22 protein-coding genes and 1 riboswitch are annotated in these 21,750 nt (G+C 68.0%); of the genes, 12 read left to right on the top strand and 10 right to left on the bottom strand.

Features of this window, described 5'->3' with window-relative positions:
* Positions 1 to 15: 15 nt before the first annotated feature.
* Positions 16 to 1,710, bottom strand: a complete 1,695-nt coding sequence (locus ABZ909_RS05295; protein ID WP_356996379.1) for a GMC family oxidoreductase — start codon at positions 1,708 to 1,710, stop codon at positions 16 to 18.
* A 215-nt stretch (positions 1,711 to 1,925) separates the two neighbouring features.
* Between ABZ909_RS05295 and ABZ909_RS05300 the strand changes: the two genes are divergently transcribed.
* From ABZ909_RS05300 to gcvP, 7 genes are all read left to right on the top strand, one after another.
* Positions 1,926 to 2,543, top strand: coding sequence for a CDP-alcohol phosphatidyltransferase family protein (locus ABZ909_RS05300; RefSeq protein ID WP_356996380.1), 618 nt, complete (start codon positions 1,926 to 1,928; stop codon positions 2,541 to 2,543).
* A 56-nt stretch (positions 2,544 to 2,599) separates the two neighbouring features.
* On the top strand, positions 2,600 to 3,004 hold the full coding sequence (gcvH, locus tag ABZ909_RS05305; RefSeq protein ID WP_356996850.1) for a glycine cleavage system protein GcvH: 405 nt from the start codon (positions 2,600 to 2,602) through the stop codon (positions 3,002 to 3,004).
* Positions 3,005 to 3,189: 185 nt separating this feature from the next.
* The gene (garA, locus tag ABZ909_RS05310) at positions 3,190 to 3,657 is read left to right on the top strand and encodes a glycogen accumulation regulator GarA (protein WP_354850581.1); all 468 of its coding nucleotides are present in this window, start codon (positions 3,190 to 3,192) and stop codon (positions 3,655 to 3,657) included.
* 44 nt (positions 3,658 to 3,701) lie between these two features.
* Positions 3,702 to 4,487, top strand: a complete 786-nt coding sequence (locus ABZ909_RS05315; protein WP_356996851.1) for a MerR family transcriptional regulator — start codon at positions 3,702 to 3,704, stop codon at positions 4,485 to 4,487.
* A 67-nt stretch (positions 4,488 to 4,554) separates the two neighbouring features.
* Positions 4,555 to 5,028 (top strand): bifunctional nuclease family protein, encoded by a 474-nt coding sequence (locus ABZ909_RS05320; protein ID WP_040807814.1) that lies wholly within the window; start codon positions 4,555 to 4,557, stop codon positions 5,026 to 5,028.
* A 208-nt stretch (positions 5,029 to 5,236) separates the two neighbouring features.
* Positions 5,237 to 5,803 carry a MerR family transcriptional regulator gene (locus ABZ909_RS05325; protein WP_354850586.1) on the top strand — a complete coding sequence of 189 codons (567 nt, stop codon included), beginning with the start codon at positions 5,237 to 5,239 and terminating at the stop codon, positions 5,801 to 5,803.
* Between the two features lie 139 nt (positions 5,804 to 5,942).
* A riboswitch (glycine riboswitch) is annotated at positions 5,943 to 6,038 on the top strand.
* Positions 6,039 to 6,201: 163 nt separating this feature from the next.
* Positions 6,202 to 9,048, top strand: a complete 2,847-nt coding sequence (gene gcvP, locus ABZ909_RS05330) for an aminomethyl-transferring glycine dehydrogenase (protein WP_356996381.1) — start codon at positions 6,202 to 6,204, stop codon at positions 9,046 to 9,048.
* Positions 9,049 to 9,384: 336 nt separating this feature from the next.
* On the opposite strand, the gene ABZ909_RS05335 is transcribed toward gcvP, so the two are convergent.
* Positions 9,385 to 10,236, bottom strand: coding sequence for a 3-keto-5-aminohexanoate cleavage protein (locus ABZ909_RS05335; RefSeq protein WP_356996382.1), 852 nt, complete (start codon positions 10,234 to 10,236; stop codon positions 9,385 to 9,387).
* Positions 10,237 to 10,891: 655 nt separating this feature from the next.
* A complete protein-coding gene (locus ABZ909_RS05340) occupies positions 10,892 to 11,503 on the bottom strand; it encodes a TetR/AcrR family transcriptional regulator (RefSeq protein ID WP_356996383.1) in 612 nt (203 codons plus the stop codon).
* Positions 11,504 to 11,579: 76 nt separating this feature from the next.
* Between ABZ909_RS05340 and ABZ909_RS05345 the strand changes: the two genes are divergently transcribed.
* The 3 genes from ABZ909_RS05345 (at position 11,580) to ABZ909_RS05355 (ending at position 14,426) form a co-directional block, all read left to right on the top strand.
* On the top strand, positions 11,580 to 12,602 hold the full coding sequence (locus tag ABZ909_RS05345) for a GlxA family transcriptional regulator (RefSeq protein ID WP_356996384.1): 1,023 nt from the start codon (positions 11,580 to 11,582) through the stop codon (positions 12,600 to 12,602).
* Between the two features lie 112 nt (positions 12,603 to 12,714).
* Entirely contained in the window at positions 12,715 to 13,680 is a 966-nt protein-coding gene (locus ABZ909_RS05350) for an alpha/beta hydrolase (protein ID WP_356996385.1), read from the top strand.
* Between the two features lie 29 nt (positions 13,681 to 13,709).
* Entirely contained in the window at positions 13,710 to 14,426 is a 717-nt protein-coding gene (locus tag ABZ909_RS05355; RefSeq protein WP_356996386.1) for an alpha/beta hydrolase, read from the top strand.
* Positions 14,427 to 14,552: 126 nt separating this feature from the next.
* On the opposite strand, the gene ABZ909_RS05360 is transcribed toward ABZ909_RS05355, so the two are convergent.
* The 5 genes from ABZ909_RS05360 to ABZ909_RS05380 all read right to left on the bottom strand — a co-directional run bounded on the left by ABZ909_RS05360 (position 14,553) and on the right by ABZ909_RS05380 (position 17,942).
* Complete coding sequence (locus ABZ909_RS05360) at positions 14,553 to 14,963, bottom strand: hypothetical protein (RefSeq protein ID WP_356996387.1); 411 nt, start codon at positions 14,961 to 14,963, stop codon at positions 14,553 to 14,555.
* An 85-nt stretch (positions 14,964 to 15,048) separates the two neighbouring features.
* Positions 15,049 to 16,743: a VWA domain-containing protein gene (locus ABZ909_RS05365; protein WP_356996388.1), complete on the bottom strand. Its 1,695-nt coding sequence runs from the start codon at positions 16,741 to 16,743 to the stop codon at positions 15,049 to 15,051.
* A gap of 130 nt (positions 16,744 to 16,873) precedes the next feature.
* The gene (locus tag ABZ909_RS05370) at positions 16,874 to 17,140 is read right to left on the bottom strand and encodes a WhiB family transcriptional regulator (protein WP_356996389.1); all 267 of its coding nucleotides are present in this window, start codon (positions 17,138 to 17,140) and stop codon (positions 16,874 to 16,876) included.
* Between the two features lie 77 nt (positions 17,141 to 17,217).
* Positions 17,218 to 17,763, bottom strand: a complete 546-nt coding sequence (locus tag ABZ909_RS05375; RefSeq protein ID WP_356996390.1) for an HNH endonuclease — start codon at positions 17,761 to 17,763, stop codon at positions 17,218 to 17,220.
* A 53-nt stretch (positions 17,764 to 17,816) separates the two neighbouring features.
* Complete coding sequence (locus ABZ909_RS05380) at positions 17,817 to 17,942, bottom strand: hypothetical protein (protein WP_356996391.1); 126 nt, start codon at positions 17,940 to 17,942, stop codon at positions 17,817 to 17,819.
* A 275-nt stretch (positions 17,943 to 18,217) separates the two neighbouring features.
* Here ABZ909_RS05380 and ABZ909_RS05385 point away from each other — a divergent pair, with 275 nt between their 5' ends.
* On the top strand, positions 18,218 to 19,207 hold the full coding sequence (locus tag ABZ909_RS05385) for a LysR substrate-binding domain-containing protein (protein ID WP_356996392.1): 990 nt from the start codon (positions 18,218 to 18,220) through the stop codon (positions 19,205 to 19,207).
* Positions 19,155 to 19,967, top strand: a complete 813-nt coding sequence (locus ABZ909_RS05390) for an amidohydrolase family protein (RefSeq protein WP_356996393.1) — start codon at positions 19,155 to 19,157, stop codon at positions 19,965 to 19,967. The genes ABZ909_RS05385 and ABZ909_RS05390 overlap by 53 nt, the downstream gene beginning before the upstream one ends.
* A gap of 426 nt (positions 19,968 to 20,393) precedes the next feature.
* Here ABZ909_RS05390 and ABZ909_RS05395 read toward each other — a convergent pair whose 3' ends face one another.
* Together ABZ909_RS05395 and ABZ909_RS05400 are read right to left on the bottom strand one after the other, a co-directional pair.
* Entirely contained in the window at positions 20,394 to 21,260 is an 867-nt protein-coding gene (locus ABZ909_RS05395; protein ID WP_356996394.1) for a metallophosphoesterase, read from the bottom strand.
* Positions 21,257 to 21,562, bottom strand: a complete 306-nt coding sequence (locus ABZ909_RS05400) for a hypothetical protein (protein WP_356996395.1) — start codon at positions 21,560 to 21,562, stop codon at positions 21,257 to 21,259. The genes ABZ909_RS05395 and ABZ909_RS05400 overlap by 4 nt, the downstream gene beginning before the upstream one ends.
* Positions 21,563 to 21,750 lie beyond the last annotated feature (188 nt).

Consider the following 21,750-nt stretch of genomic DNA (forward strand, 5'->3'; position numbering starts at 1 on the left):
GGCACGCCGCCGCGCTCAGTTCGCGGAGAGCTCGTGATCGTTCGGGAACAGGGGCAGTCGCAACGCGCCGGGCGCGAAGTCCGGCACCACCGCGCGCTTGGGCGCGACGGGGCGGATCCGACGATACGCGGCGCCCAGCGCGGGCCGCGGATCGGCCTCGTTTCGGTTGGGCCAGAACGCCATTGCGCGCTCGGCCTGGGCGGTGATGGTAAGCGAAGGGTTCACGCCCAGGTTCGCCGTCACCGCCGAGCCGTCGGCGATATGCAGGCCCGGATGGCCGTACACGCGCTGATACGGGTCCACCACACCGCTTTCCGGGCCCTCCCCGATGACGCAGCCGCCGATGTAGTGGGCGGTGGCCGGGATGTTGAACACGTCCATGGCCAGCATCTGCACGTCGCCGTCGACCTTCGCCCCGAAGCGGCGGCCGACGTCGTGCGCGAGCGGGATCCAGGTCGGATTCGGCTTGCCCATACCCTGTTTGGTCCTCAGCTGCCCCCAGCGGCGGAACGAGGTCAACGAGTTGTCCAACGACTGCATGACCAGCAGGATGACCGACTTCTCCGATGCTCGGCGGGCATTGAGACTGCGCGCGAACACCACCGGGTGCAGCAGCATGGCCAGCAGGAAGCGCAGGAACCGGAACGCGCCGCCGTCCACCAGTGGCACCGACAGCGGGAACAGGCCGTTCTGGCCCTTGCCGTAGTGGCACACCTCGACATGGGTGTCGGGCTCGGGATGGATCGAGGAGGTGATGGCGATGCCCTCGGCGAAGTCGTCGCGGGCCTTGCTCACCACGTTCAGGATGGCCTCGGAGTTGGACCGGGTCAGCTCGCCCAGCCGCGGCGACAGGTTCGGCAGCACGCCCTCGTCCCGCATCTTGTGCAGCAGCTTCTGGGTGCCCAGCGCGGCCGCCGCGAACACCACCTGCTCGGCGGTGAACACCTTGCGGCCCTTGCGAACCCAGCGATCCGAGCGCTGCGTCTCGATGGCGTAGCCGCCGCCGGTCATGGGCCGCACCTTGGTGGCCGTGGTCAGCTCGAACACGTGCGCGCCCGCCTGCTCGGCCAGGTACAGGTAGTTCTTGGGCGTGGTGTTCTTGGCGTTGTGCGGGCAGCCGGTGAAACAGCGCGCGCAGTGGATGCAGCCGGCGCGCCTCGGACCCGCCCCGCCGAAGTACGGGTCGTCCACCTCCTCGCCCGGCGCGGCCTCGTTGAAGAACACACCCACATTGGTGGCGTGGAAGGTGTCGGCCACGCCCAGATCCTGTGCCACCGAACGGATCACGTCGTCGGCCGGGGTCATGCGCGGATTCGGGGCCACGCCCAGCATGCGCTGCGCCTGGTCGTAGTACGGCGCGAGCTCCGAGCGCCAGTCGGTGATGTGGGCCCACTGCCGGTCGGTGTAGAAGGCCGGCAGCGGCTCGTAGAGGGTGTTGCCGTAGATCAGCGACCCGCCGCCCACGCCCGCCGCCGAGAACACCGCGCACTTGCCCAGAATGCTGATGCGCTGGGTGCCGGTCAGCCCCAGCCGTGGAGCCCAGATCGACTTGCGCACATTCCAGTTCGTCTTGGGGATGTCCTCGGCGTTCCAGCGCCGGCCGGATTCCAGCACGGCCACCCGGTAGCCCTTCTCGCTCAGGCGCAGCGCGCTCACGCTCCCCCCGAACCCGGAGCCGATAACGACGACGTCATAGTCGAAGTCGGGCATGGCATTTCCTCTCCCTGGGCGGTACCGATCAGCCTTCACCACTCGGGTCCGAACCGCAGCACGCCCGCGAATTCGCACCCACCAATACAATGAGAAGATACTGATGTCATTCTCTCAACGAGTGAGTATGGCAGCGACCATATCGGTCGGCTCCGGCGGCGGCGCGGCGGCGTGCCCGGATGGAGATGGCGCAGCGATTGGGGTAAGACCGGGTTGTGACAACCGAGCGGAACGCCGAGCCGGTCTACAGCGACCGCATCTTCACCGTCCCCAACGTGCTCAGCCTGATCCGGCTGATCGGCGTCCCGGTTTTCCTGTGGCTGCTGCTCGCCGAGAAGGCCGACGGCTGGGCCTTCACGCTGCTGGTCGTCAGCGGCATCACCGACTTCCTGGACGGCAAGCTGGCCCGCCTGCTGGACCAGTCGTCCAAACTGGGCGCCATCCTCGACCCGCTGGTGGATCGCCTCTATCTGCTGGCGACCCTGGGCGGCTTCCTGATTCGCGGCATCCTGCCCTGGTGGGTGGTGCTGATCCTGGTCGGCCGCGACGCGATCCTGACCCTCACCCTCGGCATCTACCGGCGCCGCAACCTCCCCCCGCCCGAGGTCATCTATCTGGGCAAGGCCGCCACCTTCGCGCTGATGTCCGCGCTGCCCTGGCTGCTGGCGGGGCAGATGGACTGGGCGGCCGCGGGTTTCGGCCGTGCCTTCGGTGGGGCATTCTTGATCTGGGGCACGGCGGTCTACGTCTGGACCGGAATCCTGTATCTCCGCAAAGCCGTCGCCGTGGCCCGAGCGATACCGCCCGTGCCGCACCATGATCATTCCCGATAGTGTGTGCGGCGGACGGATCGACGACGATCCCGAGAGGAACGCCCGTTGAAAGGACGCTGCCAGTGACCGCAGTACCCGAGGATTTGCGCTACTCCGAAGAGCACGAGTGGGTGAGCAAAGTGGGTCCGACCCGGGTACGGGTGGGTATCACCGATTACGCGCAGTCGCAGCTGGGTGACGTCGTGTTCGTGCAACTGCCTGCGGTGGACTCCGACGTGGCGAGCGGTGACAGCATCGCCGAGATCGAATCCACCAAGAGCGTGTCCGATATCTACGCTCCGCTGGCCGGGAAAGTCGTTGCGGTGAACGATCTTCTGGATGCCGAACCCGAGACGGTCAACTCCGACGCCTACGGCGACGGGTGGCTCTTCGAGGTCGAGGTGGAGTCCGCCGAGGTGCTCGACGCTTCGCTCGGAAAGCTCCTCGATGCCGCAGGTTATCAAGGAGTTATCGGAGGCTGAAGGAGCCTTCACAGTTCTACCTGCACGGGTACGCCCTGGCAGGGTACGGTCAATGCCAACAGAAGTGCGCGCAGCCGGTGTCCGGATTATCCGGACCTACCCGAAGCGGGGAGCGGCCGGAGTGCCGCATCGCTGAGGGCATCAACTGCTTGCATGGATTATTCGGTTCGAGGAGGAGAGCAAGGGTGAGCGAGAACAAGGACCCGGGTTACCAGGAAACGGCAGCAGAGACCACTTCGGTGTTCCGTGCCGACTTCCTGAACGAGGTCGACACGTCGCGCACCGAGCAGACCGGCGAGCAGCCGGTGCAGGGAGTGGAGGGCCTGCCCGCGGGCGCGGCCCTGCTGGTGGTCAAGCGTGGTCCGAACGCCGGCTCGCGCTTCCTGCTCGACCAGCCGACCACCTCGGCGGGACGCCATCCCGACAGTGACATCTTCCTGGACGATGTCACCGTCAGCCGGCGTCACGCGGAATTCCGCCAGGACGACGACACTTTCCAGGTCGTCGATGTGGGCAGCCTCAACGGCACCTACGTCAACCGGGAGCCGGTGGATTCCTCGGAGCTGCAGAACGGTGACGAGGTCCAGATCGGCAAGTTCCGTCTCGTCTTCCTGACGGGACCGCGACCGGCGACGAGCGACTCGGGTCTCTAGGACCGAGCGGAATGACTGGCGCAGCGCAGTGGACGCGCGGAGGCATGTCGATCGGCTCCGTGCTGGATCTCCTGCGTCCGGATTTTCCGGACATCACCATCTCCAAGATTCGATTCCTGGAGTCGGAGGGCCTGATCAGCCCGGAGCGCACGCCCTCGGGGTACCGCCGCTTTCATGTGGCGGACGTCGAGCGCCTGCGCTTCGTGCTGACCGCGCAGCGGGATCAGTACCTGCCGTTGAAGGTGATCAAGGAACAGCTCGAAGCGATCGACAGTGGGGCGGCGACGCTCGGGGTCCGGGAGGCCCGGGCCCGGGCGAACGCCGTGGGAGGGTCCGTGCCCGATTCCAGACCTGGGCCCGGCGCGAGAGATGGTCTGTCGCCCAATGGAGGCGGACGCCTGCGGCGGCTGAACGCCGTGCCCGGTGAGGTATCGCCCGAGGAGCTCCGGTTCGACCACGAAATCCGGATCACCCGGGCGGATCTGCTCGAGCAGGCGGGCATCGACGAGAAGTTCCTGACCGAGCTGATCCGCGCCAACCTCATTACCCCCGGCGCCGCAGGCTATTTCGACGGCGACGCCGTCACGCTGGCCCGCACCGCCAAGGCTCTGAGCGAATTCGGTTTGGAGGCAAGGCATCTGCGCGCCTTCAAACTGGCCGCCGATCGCGAGGCCGCCATGGTCGCGCAGATCGCGGCGCCGATCGCCAAGAGCCGCGACGCGGATGCCCGCGCCCGGGCCGAGGAGACGGTCCGCGAGTTGGCGGCATTGTCGCTGACTCTGCACACCTGCCTGGTGAAGACCTCTGTGCGCGCTTCCCTCGGGGGCTGAATTCTTCGCCTAGACTCGGTATTACAGCCGGGTTGGGCGGCCGGTGAGGATTTTGGGAGGCACTGCGATGAGCGAAATGCGTGTGATCGGCATCCGTGTCGAACAACCACAGAATCAGCCCGTGCTGTTGCTCCGAGAGGTCTCCGGCGACCGCTATCTACCTATTTGGATCGGCCAGGCCGAGGCTACCGCGATCGTGCTGGAGCAGGAGGGTGTCACGCCCATCCGTCCGCTCACCCACGATCTGATCAAGATCCTGATCAAGGAGCTCGGGCACACCCTCAAAGAGGTACGGATCGTGGATCTGCAGGAGGGCACCTTCTACGCCGACCTGGTCTTCGAGAACGATCTACGCATCTCCGCGCGGCCCTCGGATTCGGTGGCCATCGCGCTGCGGGTGGGCTGCCCGATCTATGCCGAGGAGCCGGTGCTGGAAGAGGCCGGACTGGTCATGCCGGACGAGCGTGAGGACGAGGTCGAGAAGTTCAAGGAGTTTCTCGAATCGGTATCTCCCGACGACTTCAAGGCCACGGACAGCTGACCAGTTTCTGACCTGGTGATGATCTCGAAACGGGACAAAAACAGCGTCTCTACCTCAGGTTTAGGGTTAAAAACACGCGGCCGGCCAAGCTTTGACGGTGCCGATTCTGCCGCGACAATCAGGGGAGTAGCCTCGATTGTTAGGCCAACGCTCCAGAGTCGATTGACAGAGCCCGAGCCCTGATAGGTAAGCAGTAAGGGAGTAGTCAGTGGGAGATCAACCGCAACCTCAGGATGTGGTGCAGCCAGGGCTGTTCCCCGATGACACGGTGCCCGACGAACTCGTCGGCTACCGCGTGCCCAGCGCTTGTCAGGTGGCCGGCATCACCTATCGCCAGCTCGATTACTGGGCCCGCACCGGACTGGTCGTCCCGTCCATCCGCAGTGCCACCGGATCCGGCAGCCAGCGCCTGTACTCGTTCAAGGACATCCTGGTCCTGAAGATCGTCAAGCGGCTCCTCGACGCCGGCATCTCGCTGCAGAACATCCGCATCGCCGTGGATCACCTGCGCAGCCGGGGCGTCGAAGACCTCGCCGGGATCACGCTCTTCTCCGACGGCACCACCGTCTACGAGTGCTCCTCCGCCGAAGAGGTGGTCGATTTACTGCAGGGCGGCCAGGGCGTGTTCGGCATCGCCGTCAGCGGTGCCATGCGCGAACTCACCGGAGCCATCGCCAACTTCCCGGCCGAGCGCGCCGAAACCGCCACCACCTCGGACCGTCCCGAGGACGAGCTGTCCTTCCGCCGCAAGGCCCGCATGAGCAAGACCGGGTAGACACCCCTTTTCGAACGCGCGTCGCCTCGAGCGGCGCGCGTTTCGTGTATCGGGGGCCGGTCGTTCGGAGCGCGCCACGGTGTGAAACCGGCCCAGGCAACATTCTTGTAACCTGGCGCCGCTTAGACTGGCAGTGCGTCGCAGCCGTGCGGGAGAGTTCCGGGGATAGTCTCGGACGCCGAAGGAGCAGCACCTCCCCGTCAATCTCTCAGGCACCAGGGACCGTGCGGAGTTTCGACGCCTCTGGAAAGTGGTGACCTCGCGTCGCCCGCCCATGGTGAAAGGTCAACGGCCGCAAGGCCGGGGTCCGAATCTCTCAGGCATCGAGGACAGAGGGGGAGGGCAGACGACACGTCGGCCGTCGGGCCGACCCCCGCCCACCCCTTTGGAGAGCAGCCGTGATCTGGACTCGATCCTTCGCCGACCGCCACATCGGCCCCGACAGCGGCGAGACCGGCCGCATCCTGGAGACCGTGGGCGTCGAGTCGCTGGACGAACTCGCCACCAGGGCCGTGCCCGCCAGCATCCTGGACGCGCCCGAGGGCAATGGACTGAGCGCGCTGCCCGCCGCGCTTTCCGAGCACGAGGCGCTCGCCGAGCTTGCGGCGCTGGCGAATTCGAACACCGTGGCCACCTCGATGATCGGGTTGGGCTACTACGACACCCTCACCCCGCCGGTGCTGCTGCGCAATCTGATCGAGAACCCGGCCTGGTACACGGCGTACACGCCGTACCAGCCGGAGATCAGCCAGGGCCGCCTCGAGGCGCTGCTGAACTTCCAGACCATGGTTGCCGACCTGACCGCCATGGAGGTCGCCAATGCCTCCATGCTGGACGAGGCCACCGCCGCGGCCGAGGCCATGACGCTGCTGCAGCGGGCCAACCGCAAGAGCAAATCCGAGCGGCTGCTCATCGACACCGACCTGTTCCCGCAGACCCGGACGCTGCTCTACACCCGGGCCGAGCCGCTGGGCATCGAGATCGTCGAGGCCGATCTGGCGGGCGGGGAGCTGCCCGAGGGCGACTTCTTCGGCGTGATCGTGCAGCAGCCGGGCGCGTCCGGCCGGATCGTGGACTGGGTTCCGGTCATCGAGGCCGCGCACGCGCGGGGCGCACTGGTGGCGGTCGGCGCGGATCTGCTTGCGCTGACACTGATTACGCCGCCGGGGGAGCAGGGCGCGGACGCCTGTTTCGGCACCACGCAGCGCTTCGGCGTGCCGCTGGGCTTCGGCGGGCCGCACGCCGGCTACCTCGCGGTGCACAGCGCGCACGCGCGGCAGTTGCCGGGCCGCCTGGTCGGCGTCTCCGTGGACGCGGACGGCAACCTGGCCTACCGGCTCGCCCTGCAGACCCGTGAGCAGCACATTCGCCGGGAGAAGGCGACCTCGAACATCTGCACCGCGCAGGTGCTGCTGGCCATCCTGGCCGCCATGTACGCCTCGTATCACGGCGCGGACGGGCTGCGCTCGCTCGCGCGCCGCGTGCACGGGCACGCCCAGTGGCTGGCGGCCGGGCTCGGCGACGCGGTAGTGCACCAGACCTTCTTCGACACCGTGCTGGTGAACGTGCCCGCGGGTGCGGAAGCCATTGTGGCCAAGGCGAAGGGGCGCGGGATCAACCTGCGGCTGGTCGATGCCGATCATGTGGCGATCGCCTGCGACGAGGTCACCACCGACACCCATGTGGTCGACGTGCTGGACTGCTTCGGCGTGGAGATCCCGGTCGGCCCGGAGGGCGCGCTCTTCCACGGCAAGCAGCGCCCGCACATCGAGGTCCGCACCTCGGAATATCTGACCGCGCCCGCGTTCACCAGGTACCGCACCGAGACCGCGATGCTGCGCTACCTGCGCGCGTTGTCGGACAAGGACATCGCCCTGGATCGCAGCATGATTCCGCTCGGCTCCTGCACCATGAAGCTGAACGCGGCCGCCGAGATGGAGTCCATCACCTGGCCGGGCTTCAACCGGGTGCACCCCTACGCGCCCGTGGAAGACGCGCCGGGCCTGATCAAGCTGATCGAGGACCTAGAGGGCTGGCTGTGCGCGGTCACCGGCTACGACCGGGTTTCCTTGCAGCCCAATGCCGGTAGCCAGGGCGAGTACGCGGGTCTGCTGGCCATTCGCCGCTACCACCTGGACCGCGGTGACTCGCACCGGGACACCTGCCTGATCCCCTCCAGCGCGCACGGCACCAATGCCGCCTCCGCCGCCATGGTGGGCATGCGGGTGGAGGTCGTGAAGACCCGCCCCAACGGCGATATCGACCTCGACGACCTGCGCGCCAAGATCGCCGACCACGCCGAGCGGCTGGCCTGCATCATGATCACCTACCCGTCCACCCACGGCGTGTACGAGCACGAGGTGGCCGAGCTGTGCGGGCTGGTGCACGAGGCCGGCGGCCAGGTGTACGTGGACGGTGCGAACCTCAATGCCCTTGTCGGACTGGCCCGTCCGGGCAAGTTCGGCGGCGACGTCAGCCACCTGAATCTGCACAAGACCTTCTGCATCCCGCACGGCGGCGGCGGTCCGGGCGTGGGCCCGATCGCCGTACGCGAGCACCTGGCGCAGTACCTGCCGGGCGATCCCCTCGAAAAGGGTTCGCACGCGGTGTCGGCGGCTATGTACGGGTCGGCGTCGATCCTGCCGATCACCTGGGCCTACATCCGCATGATGGGCGCCGACGGGCTGCGCCGCGCCACGCTGACCGCCATCGCCTCGGCCAATTACATTGCGCGCAAGCTGGATCCGCACTTCCCGGTGCTCTACACCGGCGACAACGGAATGGTCGCCCACGAGTGCATCCTGGATCTGCGCGAGATCACCAAGCGCACCGGCGTCACCGTCGACGATGTCGCGAAGCGCCTGGCGGACTACGGCTTCCACGCCCCGACCATGAGCTTCCCGGTCGCAGGCACCCTCATGGTGGAGCCCACCGAGAGCGAGAACCTCGAAGAGCTGGACGCTTTCATCGCCGCCATGATCGCCATCAAGGGCGAGATCGACCAGGTCGAGGCCGGGGTCTGGCCGGTGGAGGACAACCCGTTGCGCGGCGCGCCGCACACCGCCGAATGCCTGGTCGGCGACTGGAACCACCCTTACACCCGCGAAATGGCCGTCTACCCCCAGGGTGTCAAGCACGCCCGCGCCAAGGTCTGGCCGTCCGTCCGCCGCATCGACGGCGCCTATGGCGACCGCAATCTGGTCTGCTCCTGCCCGCCGCTGGACGCCTACGCTCACGCCGAGTGATCGCTGGCTGACCACTGAATGACCGAGCGCCCCATCGGTTCCAGGAACCGATGGGGCGCTCGTCGTTTCGGCGTGTGTCCACCAGCAAGCTAACAACAAGGCAGCTAGGACCATGACCACCAGGAGGACCCGCACAAACGCCGAGCTCAATGGTCTTGTCCCGCACCAGCGATTGCCCGATCATCCAGTGGCACATCCTGGCGGGGAGTTGCCCGAAATCCCCTCCAGGATGTGCCACTCGATGAACCAGGGGTGCAGGGCTGGCCGGTTCGGTCAGCGCGGCGTGCGCAGAATGGTGCGCGGCCGCATTACCTTCCCAACGTTGCCGACGCGGCACTAGCCCCAAAGAGCTGCTGTGACGTCGTCTACGCCGACCGGAGGGCGACCATGCTGTGCGCCGAGGTCGGCCGCCTGTGCCACCAGCTCCTCGTTGGTTGGCTGTCCTTGTCCGGCGTAATCCTCGAGACCGACTCGGACGTGGCCGCCTGCTCGCAGGGCTGCCTCGGCGAGCCCTGATCCGAGTACGTCTCCCCGCGGCACCCCGACCATCCAGGGAAGTCCCGTGTCGCTGATCATCTCGACATAGGCATTCAGGCCGGCCTGCGTGGGTGGTAGGCCGAATAGTGCCGCTGGTCCGCCGAAATACAACTGGATCTTCGTCCGCTGTGGCAATCGACGCGCCTTGTGGTGCGCGAGGGTGAGCCGGAGGAAGCCGGGCTCGAAGATCGATACGTGAAGTGGCAGGTCGGCCTCACGGCACCACCCGAACACCTGGTCGACGTCGGCAGCGGAGTTGCCGAAGACGGGCAGGGCCAGCGGTCCTTCGGGGCCGTCGAACGCACGTGAGAGGCAGCCCGCATCCGCGGTGGCCATGGTCAGGGCGCCGCGCTGATGGAGTTCGACGATGTGCGAGAAGCGATCGGCGATCGCGGACGAGCGCTCACCCGATGTCGTGGGGTGCATCAGCAAACCGGGGCGGGTCTCCCAGATCTGGCTCCACGCCGCTTCGTAGGGATCGGCCGAATGTACGCTCGGCTCACCGACATTCGGCTCGTCATTGTGGTTGTGCACGATGGCTGCGCCCGCGTCGACACAGGCGAGAGCCGTCGCGACGATCTCCTCGACCGTACGCGGCACGTTGGGATTGGCTTCCTTTGACGTCGACCCATTGATGGCGGCCTCGATCACCAGTGGCTTACCCGAACTCACTCGACCTCCAGATGTCCGTAGAGTACGGGCGCAAGCATCGCTGGAATCGATCCATCCCGCAATATCCGCATTCGACCAGCGAATCCCAGCCTCAACGGGCCGTGACATCGGGTGCTATCTCGTCCGCGGGATCGTCGTCGAACATCCGCAAGTCCAAACCGATTTGGTTGAGGTCCACCTCGGGGCATGTATGGGTACTGACGCGCCGTGCCGGGTATGGATTTCCATCGCGTCGCGCGAATCGTGGATTTATTCGGCCCATGAGCGGGTGACCTCGCCCCGATCCCGGGCCAGTACGATTGCGGAGATTCCCGTTCTTCCGCCCGGCATCCGGCGGCAATCCGTGCTACCCGGCGCATAACTTGCGTTCCTGTCGCTGGACGCCTACGCGGAGTGATCGCGGGCCGAGCGTCGAAGCGCCCCATCGGTTTCGATGGCGCTTCTCATCGCTCTGGCGATGGAAGGACTGGTAACCGAGTCATGGTCCTCCCAATGGGCAATCGCCCCGCCGGTCCTCGGGGTCGGCGGGGCGATTCTCGTTGCGCCGCAGGCTGGATCTCGACCGGCTCGTGGGTGGCGATGGCTCGGATCGCCACCTCGACCCGTCTTCCGTATCCGAAGCGGGTATCGCTGCTCAGTTCACCGGCAGGCCGGCCCAGGTCGCTGGGAGGATTTCGCAGGACACGTCGGCGATTTCGCGTAAACGGGATGGGGTGACGCCCATTCGGCTCAGTTGGATGAGGCCCTGGGTGGTCATGATGATGTTGGCGCTCAGGGTCGAGAGGAGGGCTTCGTCGACGGGGCCGGTGGTGCTCGTGGTGTGGCGGAGGCGGTCGGCCACAGCGCTTTCCATGGCGGCTGTGGTGCGTGCGCCGATGGTCGCGACTTCCGGGATGCGGGTGCCGAGGTGGGCGATGCTGTTGATCATCAGGCAGCCGCGGCGGTCCGGGTGGGCGGCACAATCGTCGATGACGGCGCGGCAAAGGGCACGTGCGGCGGCCCGGGCCGAGCCGGGGGCCGATTCGATGACCTCGCGGACGAAGCGGGCGCGTTGCTCGCAGTATCTTTCGAAAGCGGCCAGGAACAAGCCGAGTTTGCTGCCGTAGGCGCCGTAGATGCTGCCATTGCCGATACCGGTGGCGCGCGAGACGTCTTCCACCGACGTCGTGTCGAAACCCTTGGCCCAGAAGAGTTCGACCGCGGCGGCGAGCAGTGCCTGCTCGTCGAACTGCCGTGGTCTGCCCATGGGCATCACCGTATCAATCTGCGATCTCGCGCACTATTGCTTGTTCTGGAGGCCAGCCTCCAGAATACTAGTGGATATGTCATCCATATCTTCCGATCCGACCCGCCGCCGGGTGGGGATCCTCGTCTTCGATGGTGTGAAGATGCTCGACTTCGCCGGTCCCGCCGAAGTCTTCATGGAGGCCAATCAAGCGGTACGCGGCTACGACGTGGTGTTGCTCTCGCCGGATGGGCGGGAGGTGCAGACCTCGATCGGGGCGCGGGTGGCGGTGCACGGTGCGGCGGCCGATGCCGGGCGGTTCGACACGGTGGTGATTCCGGGTAGTGAGCTGCCCGCCTCGGTGTTCGTGACGCCGGAGGTACGGGCGGCGGCTCGGCATCTGTCCGCGCACACCCGGCGGCTGGTCTCGATCTGCAGTGGGACGGCGGTGCTGGCCGAGCTGGGGTTGCTGGATGGGCGGCGGGTGACCACCCATTGGAAGTTCGCGCCGGATCTGGCCCGCCGATTCCCGGCGGTGGAGGTGGACGCCGACGCGATTTTCGTCCGCGACGGGAACCTGTACAGCTCGGCCGGTGTCGCGGCGGGCGTGGATCTGGCGCTCGCGCTGGTCGAGGAGGATCACGGCGCGGATGTCGCGCGACGGACGGCACAGCTGCTGGTGGTGTATATGCAGAGGGCGGGCGGGCAGTCGCAGTTCTCGGCATCGTTGAGCGGTCCGGTGCCGCGGAGTCCGCTGGTGCGCCGGGTTGTCGATCTGATCTGCGCGGATCCGGCCTTCCCGCATACGGTGCAGACCCTGGCCGCGCACGCGCAGGTCAGTGTGCGGCATCTGACCCGGCTGTTCCGGTCCGAATTGGAGCGCTCACCCGCCGAATACGTGGCCTTCATCCGCTTCGGTGTCGCCCGGGATCTGCTGCACGCCGGGTCCACGGTGACCGAGACCGCCATGGCCGCGGGCTTCGGCAGCAGTGAGGCGCTGCGCAGGGCTTTCATTGCGCGCCTGGGCATTTCGCCGCTCAAGTATCAGCAGCGCTTCCGGACGACCGGGTCGGCGAGCTGGGCGGACGCGCCGGAACCCGCCGTCGCGGCCGTGTCCTGAATCGTGGATTTCGTGGCCGGTAAGGCGGGGCGGCGCGAGACGTTTCCGGATGAAATGAATCCCGTGGCGCCGACACCCCGTTCCCGGTGCCACGGAAAGGATCCGATCGCCCATGTCCGGAAACCCGCACCACCTTTCGCTCGAACCGGCCGCCCAGGAGTTCGTGGACGCCACCTCGCAGCCGCCGTTCCTCTACCAGCTGCCCCCCGAGGAGGGCCGCAAAGCCGTTGACTCGGTACAGGATTCACCCATCTTCAAGCCCGAGATCGACGAGGAGTGGATCACCGTCGAGGGCGGTCCGACCGGATCGGTGCGGGCGCGCATCGTCAAGCCGCAGGGCGTGACCGAGCCGCTGCCGGTCATCGTCTACACCCACGGCGCGGGCTGGGTCTTCGGTGACGCGCACACCCACGACCGTCTGGTGCGCGACCTCGCGGTAGGCGTGCGGGCCGCGGTGGTGTTCCCGGAATACGATCGCTCTCCGGACGTGAAGTACCCGGTCGCCAACGAGCAGTCGTATCGAATCGCGCAGTGGGTCACCACCGATGGAGCGAGCAAGGGCCTCGACGCGTCGCGGCTGGCCGTCGCCGGCGACTCGGTCGGCGGCAATATGGCCATCGCGCTGACCCTCATGGCCAAGGAGCGCGGCGACGTCTCTTTCACGCAGCAGGTGCTGTTCTACCCGGTGACCGACGCCAACTTCGACACCGCGTCCTATCGCCAGTTCGCCGAGGGCTACTTCCTCACCCTCGACGGCATGAAGTGGTTCTGGGATCAGTACACCACCAGCACCGAAGACCGCGCCCGCATCGATGTCTCGCCGCTTCGCGCCACCACCGAACAGCTGGCCGGGCTGCCGCCCGCGCTGGTCATCACCGCCGAGGCCGATGTGCTGCGCGATGAGGGCGAGGCGTTCGCCGCGAAACTGCGCGCCGCGGGCGTCCCGGTCACCCAGGTGCGCTACGGCGGCATCATCCACGACTTCGTGATGGTCAACGCCCTGCACGACACCCACGCCGCGAAAGCCGCTGTGGCGCAGGCCGTCGCGACCCTGCGCGCGGCGCTGTACCCGGCCTGATACCCGATCCCAGCTCAGGAGCAACCCACATGACCACCACCCCGACCGTCGTCCTGGTGCACGGGGCTTTCGCCGATTCCTCCAGCTGGAACGGCGTCATCGAAGCCCTTGCCGCCGAGGGTATCTCCGTACTCGCCGCCGCTAATCCATTGCGCGGCCTCACGTCCGATGCCGCCTACATCGCCTCCGTCGTGGACAGCATCGACGGCCCGGTGGTGCTGGCCGGACACTCGTACGGCGGCAGCGTCATCAGCGTTGCCGCGCAAGGAAAGCCACAGGTCACCGCACTCGTCTACGTGGCGGCCTTCATTCCGGAGATCGGTGAGAGCGCACTGGAACTGACCGATAAGTTCCCGGGCTCGACCCTCGGCCCGACCACTCGGCCCGCGTCCTATCCCCAGGCCGACGGCACCGACGGCACCGAGCTCTACATCCGCCAGGACGAATTCCCGCGGCAGTTCGCCGCGGACGTCCCCACCGCCACCGCCGCCGCCATGGCGGTGACGCAACGCCCGGTCGCACTGGCCGCCCTCCAGGAACCGGCCACGGCCGCGACCTGGACGACCGTCCCGGCCTTCGCGCTGCTCACCACCGACGACAAGAACATCCCCCTGGAGGCCCAGCGCTTCATGGCCGAGCGCGCCCGGGCCGACGCCACCGAGGTCGCCGCGTCCCACGCGGTCACGGTGTCCCGCCCCGACGCAGTCGCCGATGTGATCCTGCGGGCAGTGCGTCGGCCACACTGAGCCTCCCCGCCGCGCGGGTTCAATGAGTGAGCGCCCCATCGGTTGTCACCGATGGGGCGCGTCGACGTTGTGCCGCAGGCACTATCGGCGCGGCGGTGCCCCGGGGCACGGTCACCGCGCCCGGGCTCAGGCGGTGACGGGCTTGTAGGTGGAGATGGCCCAGATGACGACGACGTCGAGCGCGATGATGAGCAGCGACCAGGCCGGGTAGTAGGGAATCCAGAGGAAGTTCTCCACGATGGACAGGGCCGCCAGGATCAGGGCGGCGACCCGACCCCAGGTGGTGCCCCGGAGCAGGCCGATCGCCACGACGATCTCGATGATGCCGAGGACGATGTGGATCCAGCCCCATCCGGTGGTGTTCATCTTGTAGACGTAGTCGTAGCCGACGACCAGCAGGTCGTCCGACGCCACCGCGGAAATGCCCTGCAGGATCGACAGCGCGCCGACGACGAGCAGCAGGATGCCCGCCGCGATCGTCGTTCCGGCGGCGAAACCCTGTTTCAGTGTGGGTTCGGGACCAGTGCTATGTACCATTCGCCGAATATGCCACGGGTTTGCTGGCGAATGCGGAAAGCGCTGTCGCCGTGTTGCCGTGCAGCCGCGCTGGAATTCGAGGCGGTCAGGGTGTCGTCAGCGCCTGCGAGACCGCGGTGCCGAATGGCAGGTCCGCGGTGGTGTTCACCTTGGTGTAGGTGCCGCCGGTGCGCTGGGTGAGGGTTTGCAGGGTCTGGGTGCCGGGGCCGCCGACCACGATGACGTCGATCCGCACCGGATGTGCCGGATCCGTCGCGGCGGCGATGTCGGCGAGCAGCTGATCGCCGGTGACCGTGGAATCGTCCTGGGGGCCGTCGGTGATCAGCAGGATCGAATTGGTGCGGGCCGCGGCGTAGTTTGCGAGCACATTCTTGTAGGCGGCCTCCAGCGTGGGATAGGCGCGGTCCGGCTTGGAGGTACTCGCGGTGACCGTGGTCAGGGCCTGGCCGATGGCGGTGCGCTGATCATCCGACAGCGGCGCGGTCGGGGTGAGGACCTTGTAGGGGTTGTTCCCGTCGAGGTTCTTCGAGTACTCCCACACGCCCAGGCCGAAGTCCGGCGGCATGACGCCCATCGTGGACTCCAGTGCCGCGGCCGCATTGGCGAGGCGGGTGCCGAAGCCCTCGGTGGTGGACATGGAGGAGGAGACGTCCAGCAGCACGGTGGCCTGCACGCCGAGCACCGGATGGGCGAGGATCTGGCCCACCTTGTCCAGAACCGCCTTCGCCGGGACCGGGGTGGTGGCCGGAGGCGCGGCGCCGAAACCGTTGTCGGTGAACAGCTTCGACTGGTCGGGGGCGCGCAGGAAGTCGGCGAACAGGCCCGCGATCAGGTTCTGGGTCTGGTCCACCCAGGAGCCGGTGAGCTCGGCGGCCGGGTAGTCGGCGACCGGGCCCGCGCCGTCGGGGCGGAAGGCGGTCAGGCCGTTGCGGGCCCGGATCTGCTGCTCGGTGGCGGCCACCGCGTGCACCGCTGCACCTCCCTGCGCTCGAGCGGCGGCCGGGTCGGCGGCCCCCGACAGATCGGTGAGCGCGCCGGTCACGTCCTTGGCGGCGGGTGCGCCCGCGGCCAGGCCGGAGATGGCCGAGACCACCTGACCGGTGGCGACGGCCTTCTCGTCGAGGGGATCGGTGCCGGAGACGCCCGAGCCGACCGCGGCCGCGACGGCCAGCGAGCCGTCCCCGGCGGGCATGGCGAGGCGCAGCTTTCCCCAGGTGGGCAGCCCGATATCGGCGAGCGAGCCTGCTTGCAGCCGGGGTAGGTCCGACCAGTGCGCCTTGGCGGTCTCGAGCGCGCGGCGCAGGTCGTCGGGGACGGCCAGGGCGATGGGGCTGACCGCGATGGGGGCCGGGGTGCCCGCGATCAGGCCCGGCACGCGCATCTGCTCGACCGAGCGGGAGGAGTCCGGAATCCAGAGCGCGGGCTGCGGGCCCAGTGCCGGATCCCACGCCTTGCCGGAGGTGAAGGCCGCGACCATGGCGGCCGAGGGCTGTGCGGCCACGGCCACCTCGGCGCAGTGGTCGCGCACGTGTGGTTTGGTGGCGTTGAAGCGGTCGGCCGCGGCCCTGACCGGGGTGAGGATGTCCGGATCGACGGTCACATCGAGGGTGGCGGTGCCCTCGACGCAGGAGGCGGCGGCGCGGCTGTCGCGCTCCTTGGACCGATCCGACAGCCAGGCCCAGCCGACGACGGCCAGCGCCAGCACTATCACCGCGACGACTGCGATAACCGGTCCCTTGCTGATACCTCGTGACCCGCCCGCGGCGCGATGAGTTCCCACGAGCGACCATCCTATGTTGACGGGTCGGTAGCCACCGGTGCCAGGCGGCTACGCGGAATCCGACCGGCCTGGACCCGGTGGCGTAGCGACGACAACGGCGGTGACTCCGAGGGGAGTCACCGCCGAGGTGTCAGTCGCGAATCAGCTTGCCGCGGTCGTACTCGTGACCGCCCCAGACGCCGGACTGGCCGGTGCGGGCCGCGAAGTCACCGCATTCGCGGCGGATCGGGCAGGCCGCGCAGATGGTGCGGGCGTAGCCGAAGTCCTGCGAGGGGTACGGGAACCACGCCTCGTGGTTCGGGTCACCCTTGCAGGCCGCGCGCTGCCAGTAGTCCTTCGAGTCGGAAATGGGGAGCAGATCCGCCAGGGTCGGCTCCCGAAGTGCAGTGTTCGTCATCGGATCTCGCTCCTCTCATGTCCGATCACGCGGTGTGGGCGTTCTTTGTTCATCGAGATCGGGCCCTGTCCTCGGATTCAGGACGCCGCCAGTTCCTTCCAGACCTGACGCTGGGCCCGCTCTCTGTCATTGGGGGCTTTGGGCTCCCACAGCAGGCGCATGCCGGCCTCCTCGGGGGTCCGGTCCGCCTTGTAGGTATTGCAGGGACCGCACGCGGCGACGAGGTTGGCCCAGGTGTTGGGCCCACCCTTCGAGCGCGGGCGGATGTGATCGACGGTGCGGGCCCAGTCGTTGCAGTACCCGCAGCGGTAGCGGTCGCGGCGCAGGACCGCGGCCAGGGTGGCGCGGCTGTCGTCGTCGTGCGTGAGGATCCGGTGCTCGAGGTAGACGTAGCGGTGCAACCGGATGGTCTCCGGCAGCGCCAGCTCCAGGTGCTTCGAGCGGATCGGGAAGTGCGGCCGCCGATCGGTGACGGTCTCGGCGGCGCCGCCGAGCAGCAGCACCACCGCGCGCTCGGCGCGGATCGTGGTCAGCGCCTCGTAGGAGGCGTTGAGCAGCAGCACTCCGGCGTGTATCCAGTTGTCGGTGGTTATTTCCGGGTCATCGGCGTGGCGGAACAGCATGGGGGTCACCATGTTTCGTGAAAGGGATCGAACAGAAGGAGGGAGTTGCCCGCTTACGCGTGGGCCTGGAGACGGCCGATGTTCCGGTCGTCGCCGCGCAGGCTGCGCTCGGCGTGGCGCACGAGTAGGGCGCGCTGTTCGGGCGAACGCGAATACTGTTCGCTGAACATCGGATTCAATGCCGTCTCCTCCTTTCCTGCTGGTCACGACCTTGACGGTCGGCTGATCATCGGTGAAAAACATGGTGGCACAACGGACCTGCCGTTGTCGGGTGATTTTTCGCCCCCTGACTCCGAGGTGCCCGCGTGGAGCGCGGATCTGGAGCCGTGGATGTACAACGAACGTCATCGGCCATTTGTTCCAGGGAGAACAGCAATTCATCACCGGTTACCGGCCGGGGCTAGCGTGGCTGATATCGCGACGAGCTTGGCGGGTATTACAGAGGAGCCGGCCCATGGAGATCCGACATCTGGTCTCGTTCATCACCCTCGCCGAGGAGCTGCACTTCGGGCGCGCGGCCCAGCGGCTGCATCTGACGCAGCCGAGCCTGAGCGCGCAGTTGCAGAAGCTGGAGAAGTCGATCGGTGTGACGCTGGTGGCGCGGAACTCCCATGAGGTGCGGCTCACCCCGGCCGGGCGGGAGTTCGAGGTGCAGGCCCGGCAGATCGTGGCGCAGCTGGACCGGGCGGCGCGGGCGGCCCGGGCCCTGGCCGACGGCCGGGTGGGGACGGTCGACGTCGGCTACAACCTGCCCGCGAGCCGGCACGTGCTACCGGACACGCTGGTGCGGATGACCGACCGATATCCCGACATCGAGGTGTCGCTGTGGGAGAAGCGGACCGGCCCCCAGCTCACGGCGCTCGCCGAGGGCGCGCTGGATGTGGCCATGGTGTACGGGCATCCGAGCACGCCGGAGTTCCGGTACCGGCGGCTGCTGCATCGGGTGCCGCTGGTGGCGGTGGTGGGCAAGCGGCATCGGTGGGCGGACCGGGCCGGGGTGCCGTTCGCGGAATTGCGAGACCAGGAGTGTGTGCTGTTCGCGCGGGAGCAGTGCCCGGCCATGTACGACAACATCTTCCGGGCGGCGGCGCAGTCGCGGATCTCGCTGAATGTCACGCAGTACGCCGATGATCCCGGGGCGACCGCGCACCTGGTGTCGGTGCGGCCGCTGGTGGGGTTCGCCTCGCTGCCGCGCGCAATCTCCATGGGGATGGGCGGGCCGGGAAGTATGTCGGTTGCCGTGAAAATCGTGGATCCGGTGCCCACACTGGATCTGTACGCGGTCTGGCGCAGTGCGGAGGCCAATCCGGCGGTGGCCGCGTTCCTGGAATGTCTGGACGGTCCGGAGCCGGCGGGCGCTGCGGACCCGGAGAGCAATGGGGTGGTCAGTGATGACGATCGACGCCTGGGCGCAGCATCCGACGGGTCGCTTTCTCGCGCGTGACATCTTCGACTCGCTGCGGCGGTGGACCGGGGATGTCATCCCGTCGGAGGAGATTCCGCTGAAGGCCACGCTGGCCGCCATGGACGCCGGCGGCGTGGACCGGGCGCTGCTGTCGGCGTGGTGTGCGCCGGAGGGGGTGCTCATCTCGAATGACGAGGTGGCCGAATGGGTTGCGGAGGCGCCGGACCGGCTGATCGGGGTGGCCTCGGTGGATCTGCGGCGGCCGATGGAGTCGGTGCGGGAACTGCGGCATCGGGTGCGGGACGAGGGGTTCAAGGCGGTGCGGGTGCTGCCGTGGCTGTGGGAGGTGCCGCCGACCGACGCGCGGTTCTATCCGCTGTACGCGGCGTGCGTGGACCTGGGGATCCCGTTCTGCACGCAGGTCGGGCACACCGGCCCGCTGCGGCCCTCGGAGCCGGGGCGGCCGATTCCCTATATCGACCGGATCGCCCTGGATTTCCCGGAGCTGACGATCGTGTGCGGTCATGTCGGTTATCCGTGGACCGAGGAGATGATCGCGGTGGCGCGCAAGCACGAGAACGTGGTCATCGACACCTCGGCGTACACCACCAAGCGGCTGCCGGCGGCGTTGATCGAGTATCTGAAGACCACGAGCGGGCGGCGGAAGGTGCTGTTCGGTACCAACTATCCGATGATCCTGCCGCAGCATGCGCTCGACGGGCTGGAGCAGCTCGGGCTGGACGACGAGACGCGGGAGCTGTACCTGGACGGGAACGCCCGGCGGGTGTTCGGGCTGTGATCATTCGGGTCCCGGCCGGACGAGGGCGTTCACGACGTGCCCACACCACCAGGACGGCGAACCCGAGCAGCTGCCGGCCGGTGACGCCGATGATGACCCAGTGGGCGGTGGCGGCGTCGTAGACCCGGTCTCGGTCCGAGTCCAGCGCGCCGTCGACGAAACCGGTGCGCGGGTGGAGGAGCCGGCGCCACACCGCGACGGCGGCCACCGGTGCGATGAGGACGTGGCGAAAATCAGTGCGTGATAGAGGGTTCGGAGGCGCGGACGTACCCGCTGGCTCGCCAGGTCCACGCCACCAGCAGGATCACTGCGGTGTGAGGTACAGGTGGGGCGTGGCTCGGCGGAGCCGGGCACAGTGCGGACGCGCCGCCGGTGCCGGGGTCGGCATCGGCGGCGAATCCTGCGGGGCGACAGCGACGAACACCGCTAGCCCTTTCCGGCCGCGAGGGCCTGGAGACGCTCCTGCACCTCGGTGTCGGACTTGTCGTAGAGCCGGGTCGTGGGTGTCGTCTCGACCGCGGTGGCGACGATCGCCGTGTCGAGGACGTCGATCCGGGTGAAACCCGAACCGGCGATGCCGTATTGACGGCCCGCCGGTGACATGGCGTCGATGCGATAGGCCAGCGCGGGTCCGACCCATACCGGGATGCCCGCCAGCGCGGAGGCGGCGGTCATGTGGTTGTGGCCGCAGAGGATCATGCGGACGTCGGTGCCGGTGAGCACCTCGGCCAGCCGATCGGCATTGCGTAGCTTGAGGAATTCGGCGGCTGGGACGGCCGAGGGCAGCGGCGGGTGATGCAGCACCAGAAGGCTGCCCAGGGGCGCGGGCCCGCGGAGCTGGGCGGCCAGCCAGTCCAGCTGGCTGCCTTCCAGATGGCCGTGGTGCTGTCCGGGCGCGGTGGAGTCCAGGCCGATGACGCGCAGCCCGGCCACCTCGAGGACCTGGTCGTAGGGCGCGGTGGCCGCCGCCGGACCGGGCTCGCGCCCGAGCAGTTCGACACCGAAAGCCGCACGCTCGTCATGATTTCCCAGCACGTAGAGCACCTGCGCGCCGAGTTCGGCCGCCACCGGTTCCACGGCCGCGCGCAGCCGCCGATACGCCTCGGGCGCACCGGTGTCGGCCAGATCGCCGGACAGGATGAGCGCGTCGATACGCCGCCCGCCGGCGCGGAGCTTGTCGAGGACGTGCAACAGGACCGCATGGGTGTCCACCGCGTCGAGGACGCGCTCACCGTTCGCGCGCAGGTGGGTGTCGGTGAGCTGGACCAGGGTCAGGACGTTCGCCGGGTTCATGACGTGGCCAGGAGTTCGGCGCCCTCGGCGCGCAGCGGCCGATAGCCGGTGTTCTGGGAGATCTTCACGTGGGACTCCTCGCTGGTGAGGTATTCGATCAGCGCCCGGGCCGCGCGCTGCTTGGCCGGGTCGCTGGACAGAATGTGCAGGCCACCACCGGAATTGGTGGGGACCGGCGGTTTGTCGCCGAAGCGCGGCACGCGGGCCGCGCGCAGGTCCCACCGGTCCTTGGCGCTCGCCTCGCGCACCGCGTGCTCGGGGCCGAATCGGTTCGACACCTCGTCGATCTGCAGCCGGGCCACCACTGTCCTTTCCGGGACCGCACGGGTTTTCGCCGAGGTTGTGCGGTGTGCTGCGCCCAGTCTCGCTGCGGTGGCGTCCGGCGCGGCCCGGCGATAGGTACTGTCTATCGCTCGAATCGAGCAGCGCGCGACCGCGGGAGCGTGGGAGCGCTCCGACACGGTGAGCTCGACGCCCGGCGATCCACGGG

Origin of the sequence: Nocardia sp. NPDC046763 (assembly GCF_040645495.1) — a bacterium.
Lineage (GTDB): Bacteria > Actinomycetota > Actinomycetes > Mycobacteriales > Mycobacteriaceae > Nocardia.

Coding starts and splice junctions, on each gene's coding strand:
- ABZ909_RS05295 (WP_356996379.1), bottom strand. CDS start 1,710: ATGCCCGACTTCGACTATGACGTCGTCGTTATCGGCTCCGGGTTCGGG.
- ABZ909_RS05315 (WP_356996851.1), top strand. CDS start 3,702: ATGTCGATCGGCTCCGTGCTGGATCTCCTGCGTCCGGATTTTCCGGAC.
- ABZ909_RS05320 (WP_040807814.1), top strand. CDS start 4,555: ATGAGCGAAATGCGTGTGATCGGCATCCGTGTCGAACAACCACAGAAT.
- ABZ909_RS05340 (WP_356996383.1), bottom strand. CDS start 11,503: ATGGGCAGACCACGGCAGTTCGACGAGCAGGCACTGCTCGCCGCCGCG.
- ABZ909_RS05345 (WP_356996384.1), top strand. CDS start 11,580: ATGTCATCCATATCTTCCGATCCGACCCGCCGCCGGGTGGGGATCCTC.
- ABZ909_RS05350 (WP_356996385.1), top strand. CDS start 12,715: ATGTCCGGAAACCCGCACCACCTTTCGCTCGAACCGGCCGCCCAGGAG.
- ABZ909_RS05355 (WP_356996386.1), top strand. CDS start 13,710: ATGACCACCACCCCGACCGTCGTCCTGGTGCACGGGGCTTTCGCCGAT.
- ABZ909_RS05360 (WP_356996387.1), bottom strand. CDS start 14,963: ATGGTACATAGCACTGGTCCCGAACCCACACTGAAACAGGGTTTCGCC.
- ABZ909_RS05370 (WP_356996389.1), bottom strand. CDS start 17,140: ATGACGAACACTGCACTTCGGGAGCCGACCCTGGCGGATCTGCTCCCC.
- ABZ909_RS05375 (WP_356996390.1), bottom strand. CDS start 17,763: ATGCTGTTCCGCCACGCCGATGACCCGGAAATAACCACCGACAACTGG.
- ABZ909_RS05385 (WP_356996392.1), top strand. CDS start 18,218: ATGGAGATCCGACATCTGGTCTCGTTCATCACCCTCGCCGAGGAGCTG.
- ABZ909_RS05390 (WP_356996393.1), top strand. CDS start 19,155: ATGACGATCGACGCCTGGGCGCAGCATCCGACGGGTCGCTTTCTCGCG.
- ABZ909_RS05395 (WP_356996394.1), bottom strand. CDS start 21,260: ATGAACCCGGCGAACGTCCTGACCCTGGTCCAGCTCACCGACACCCAC.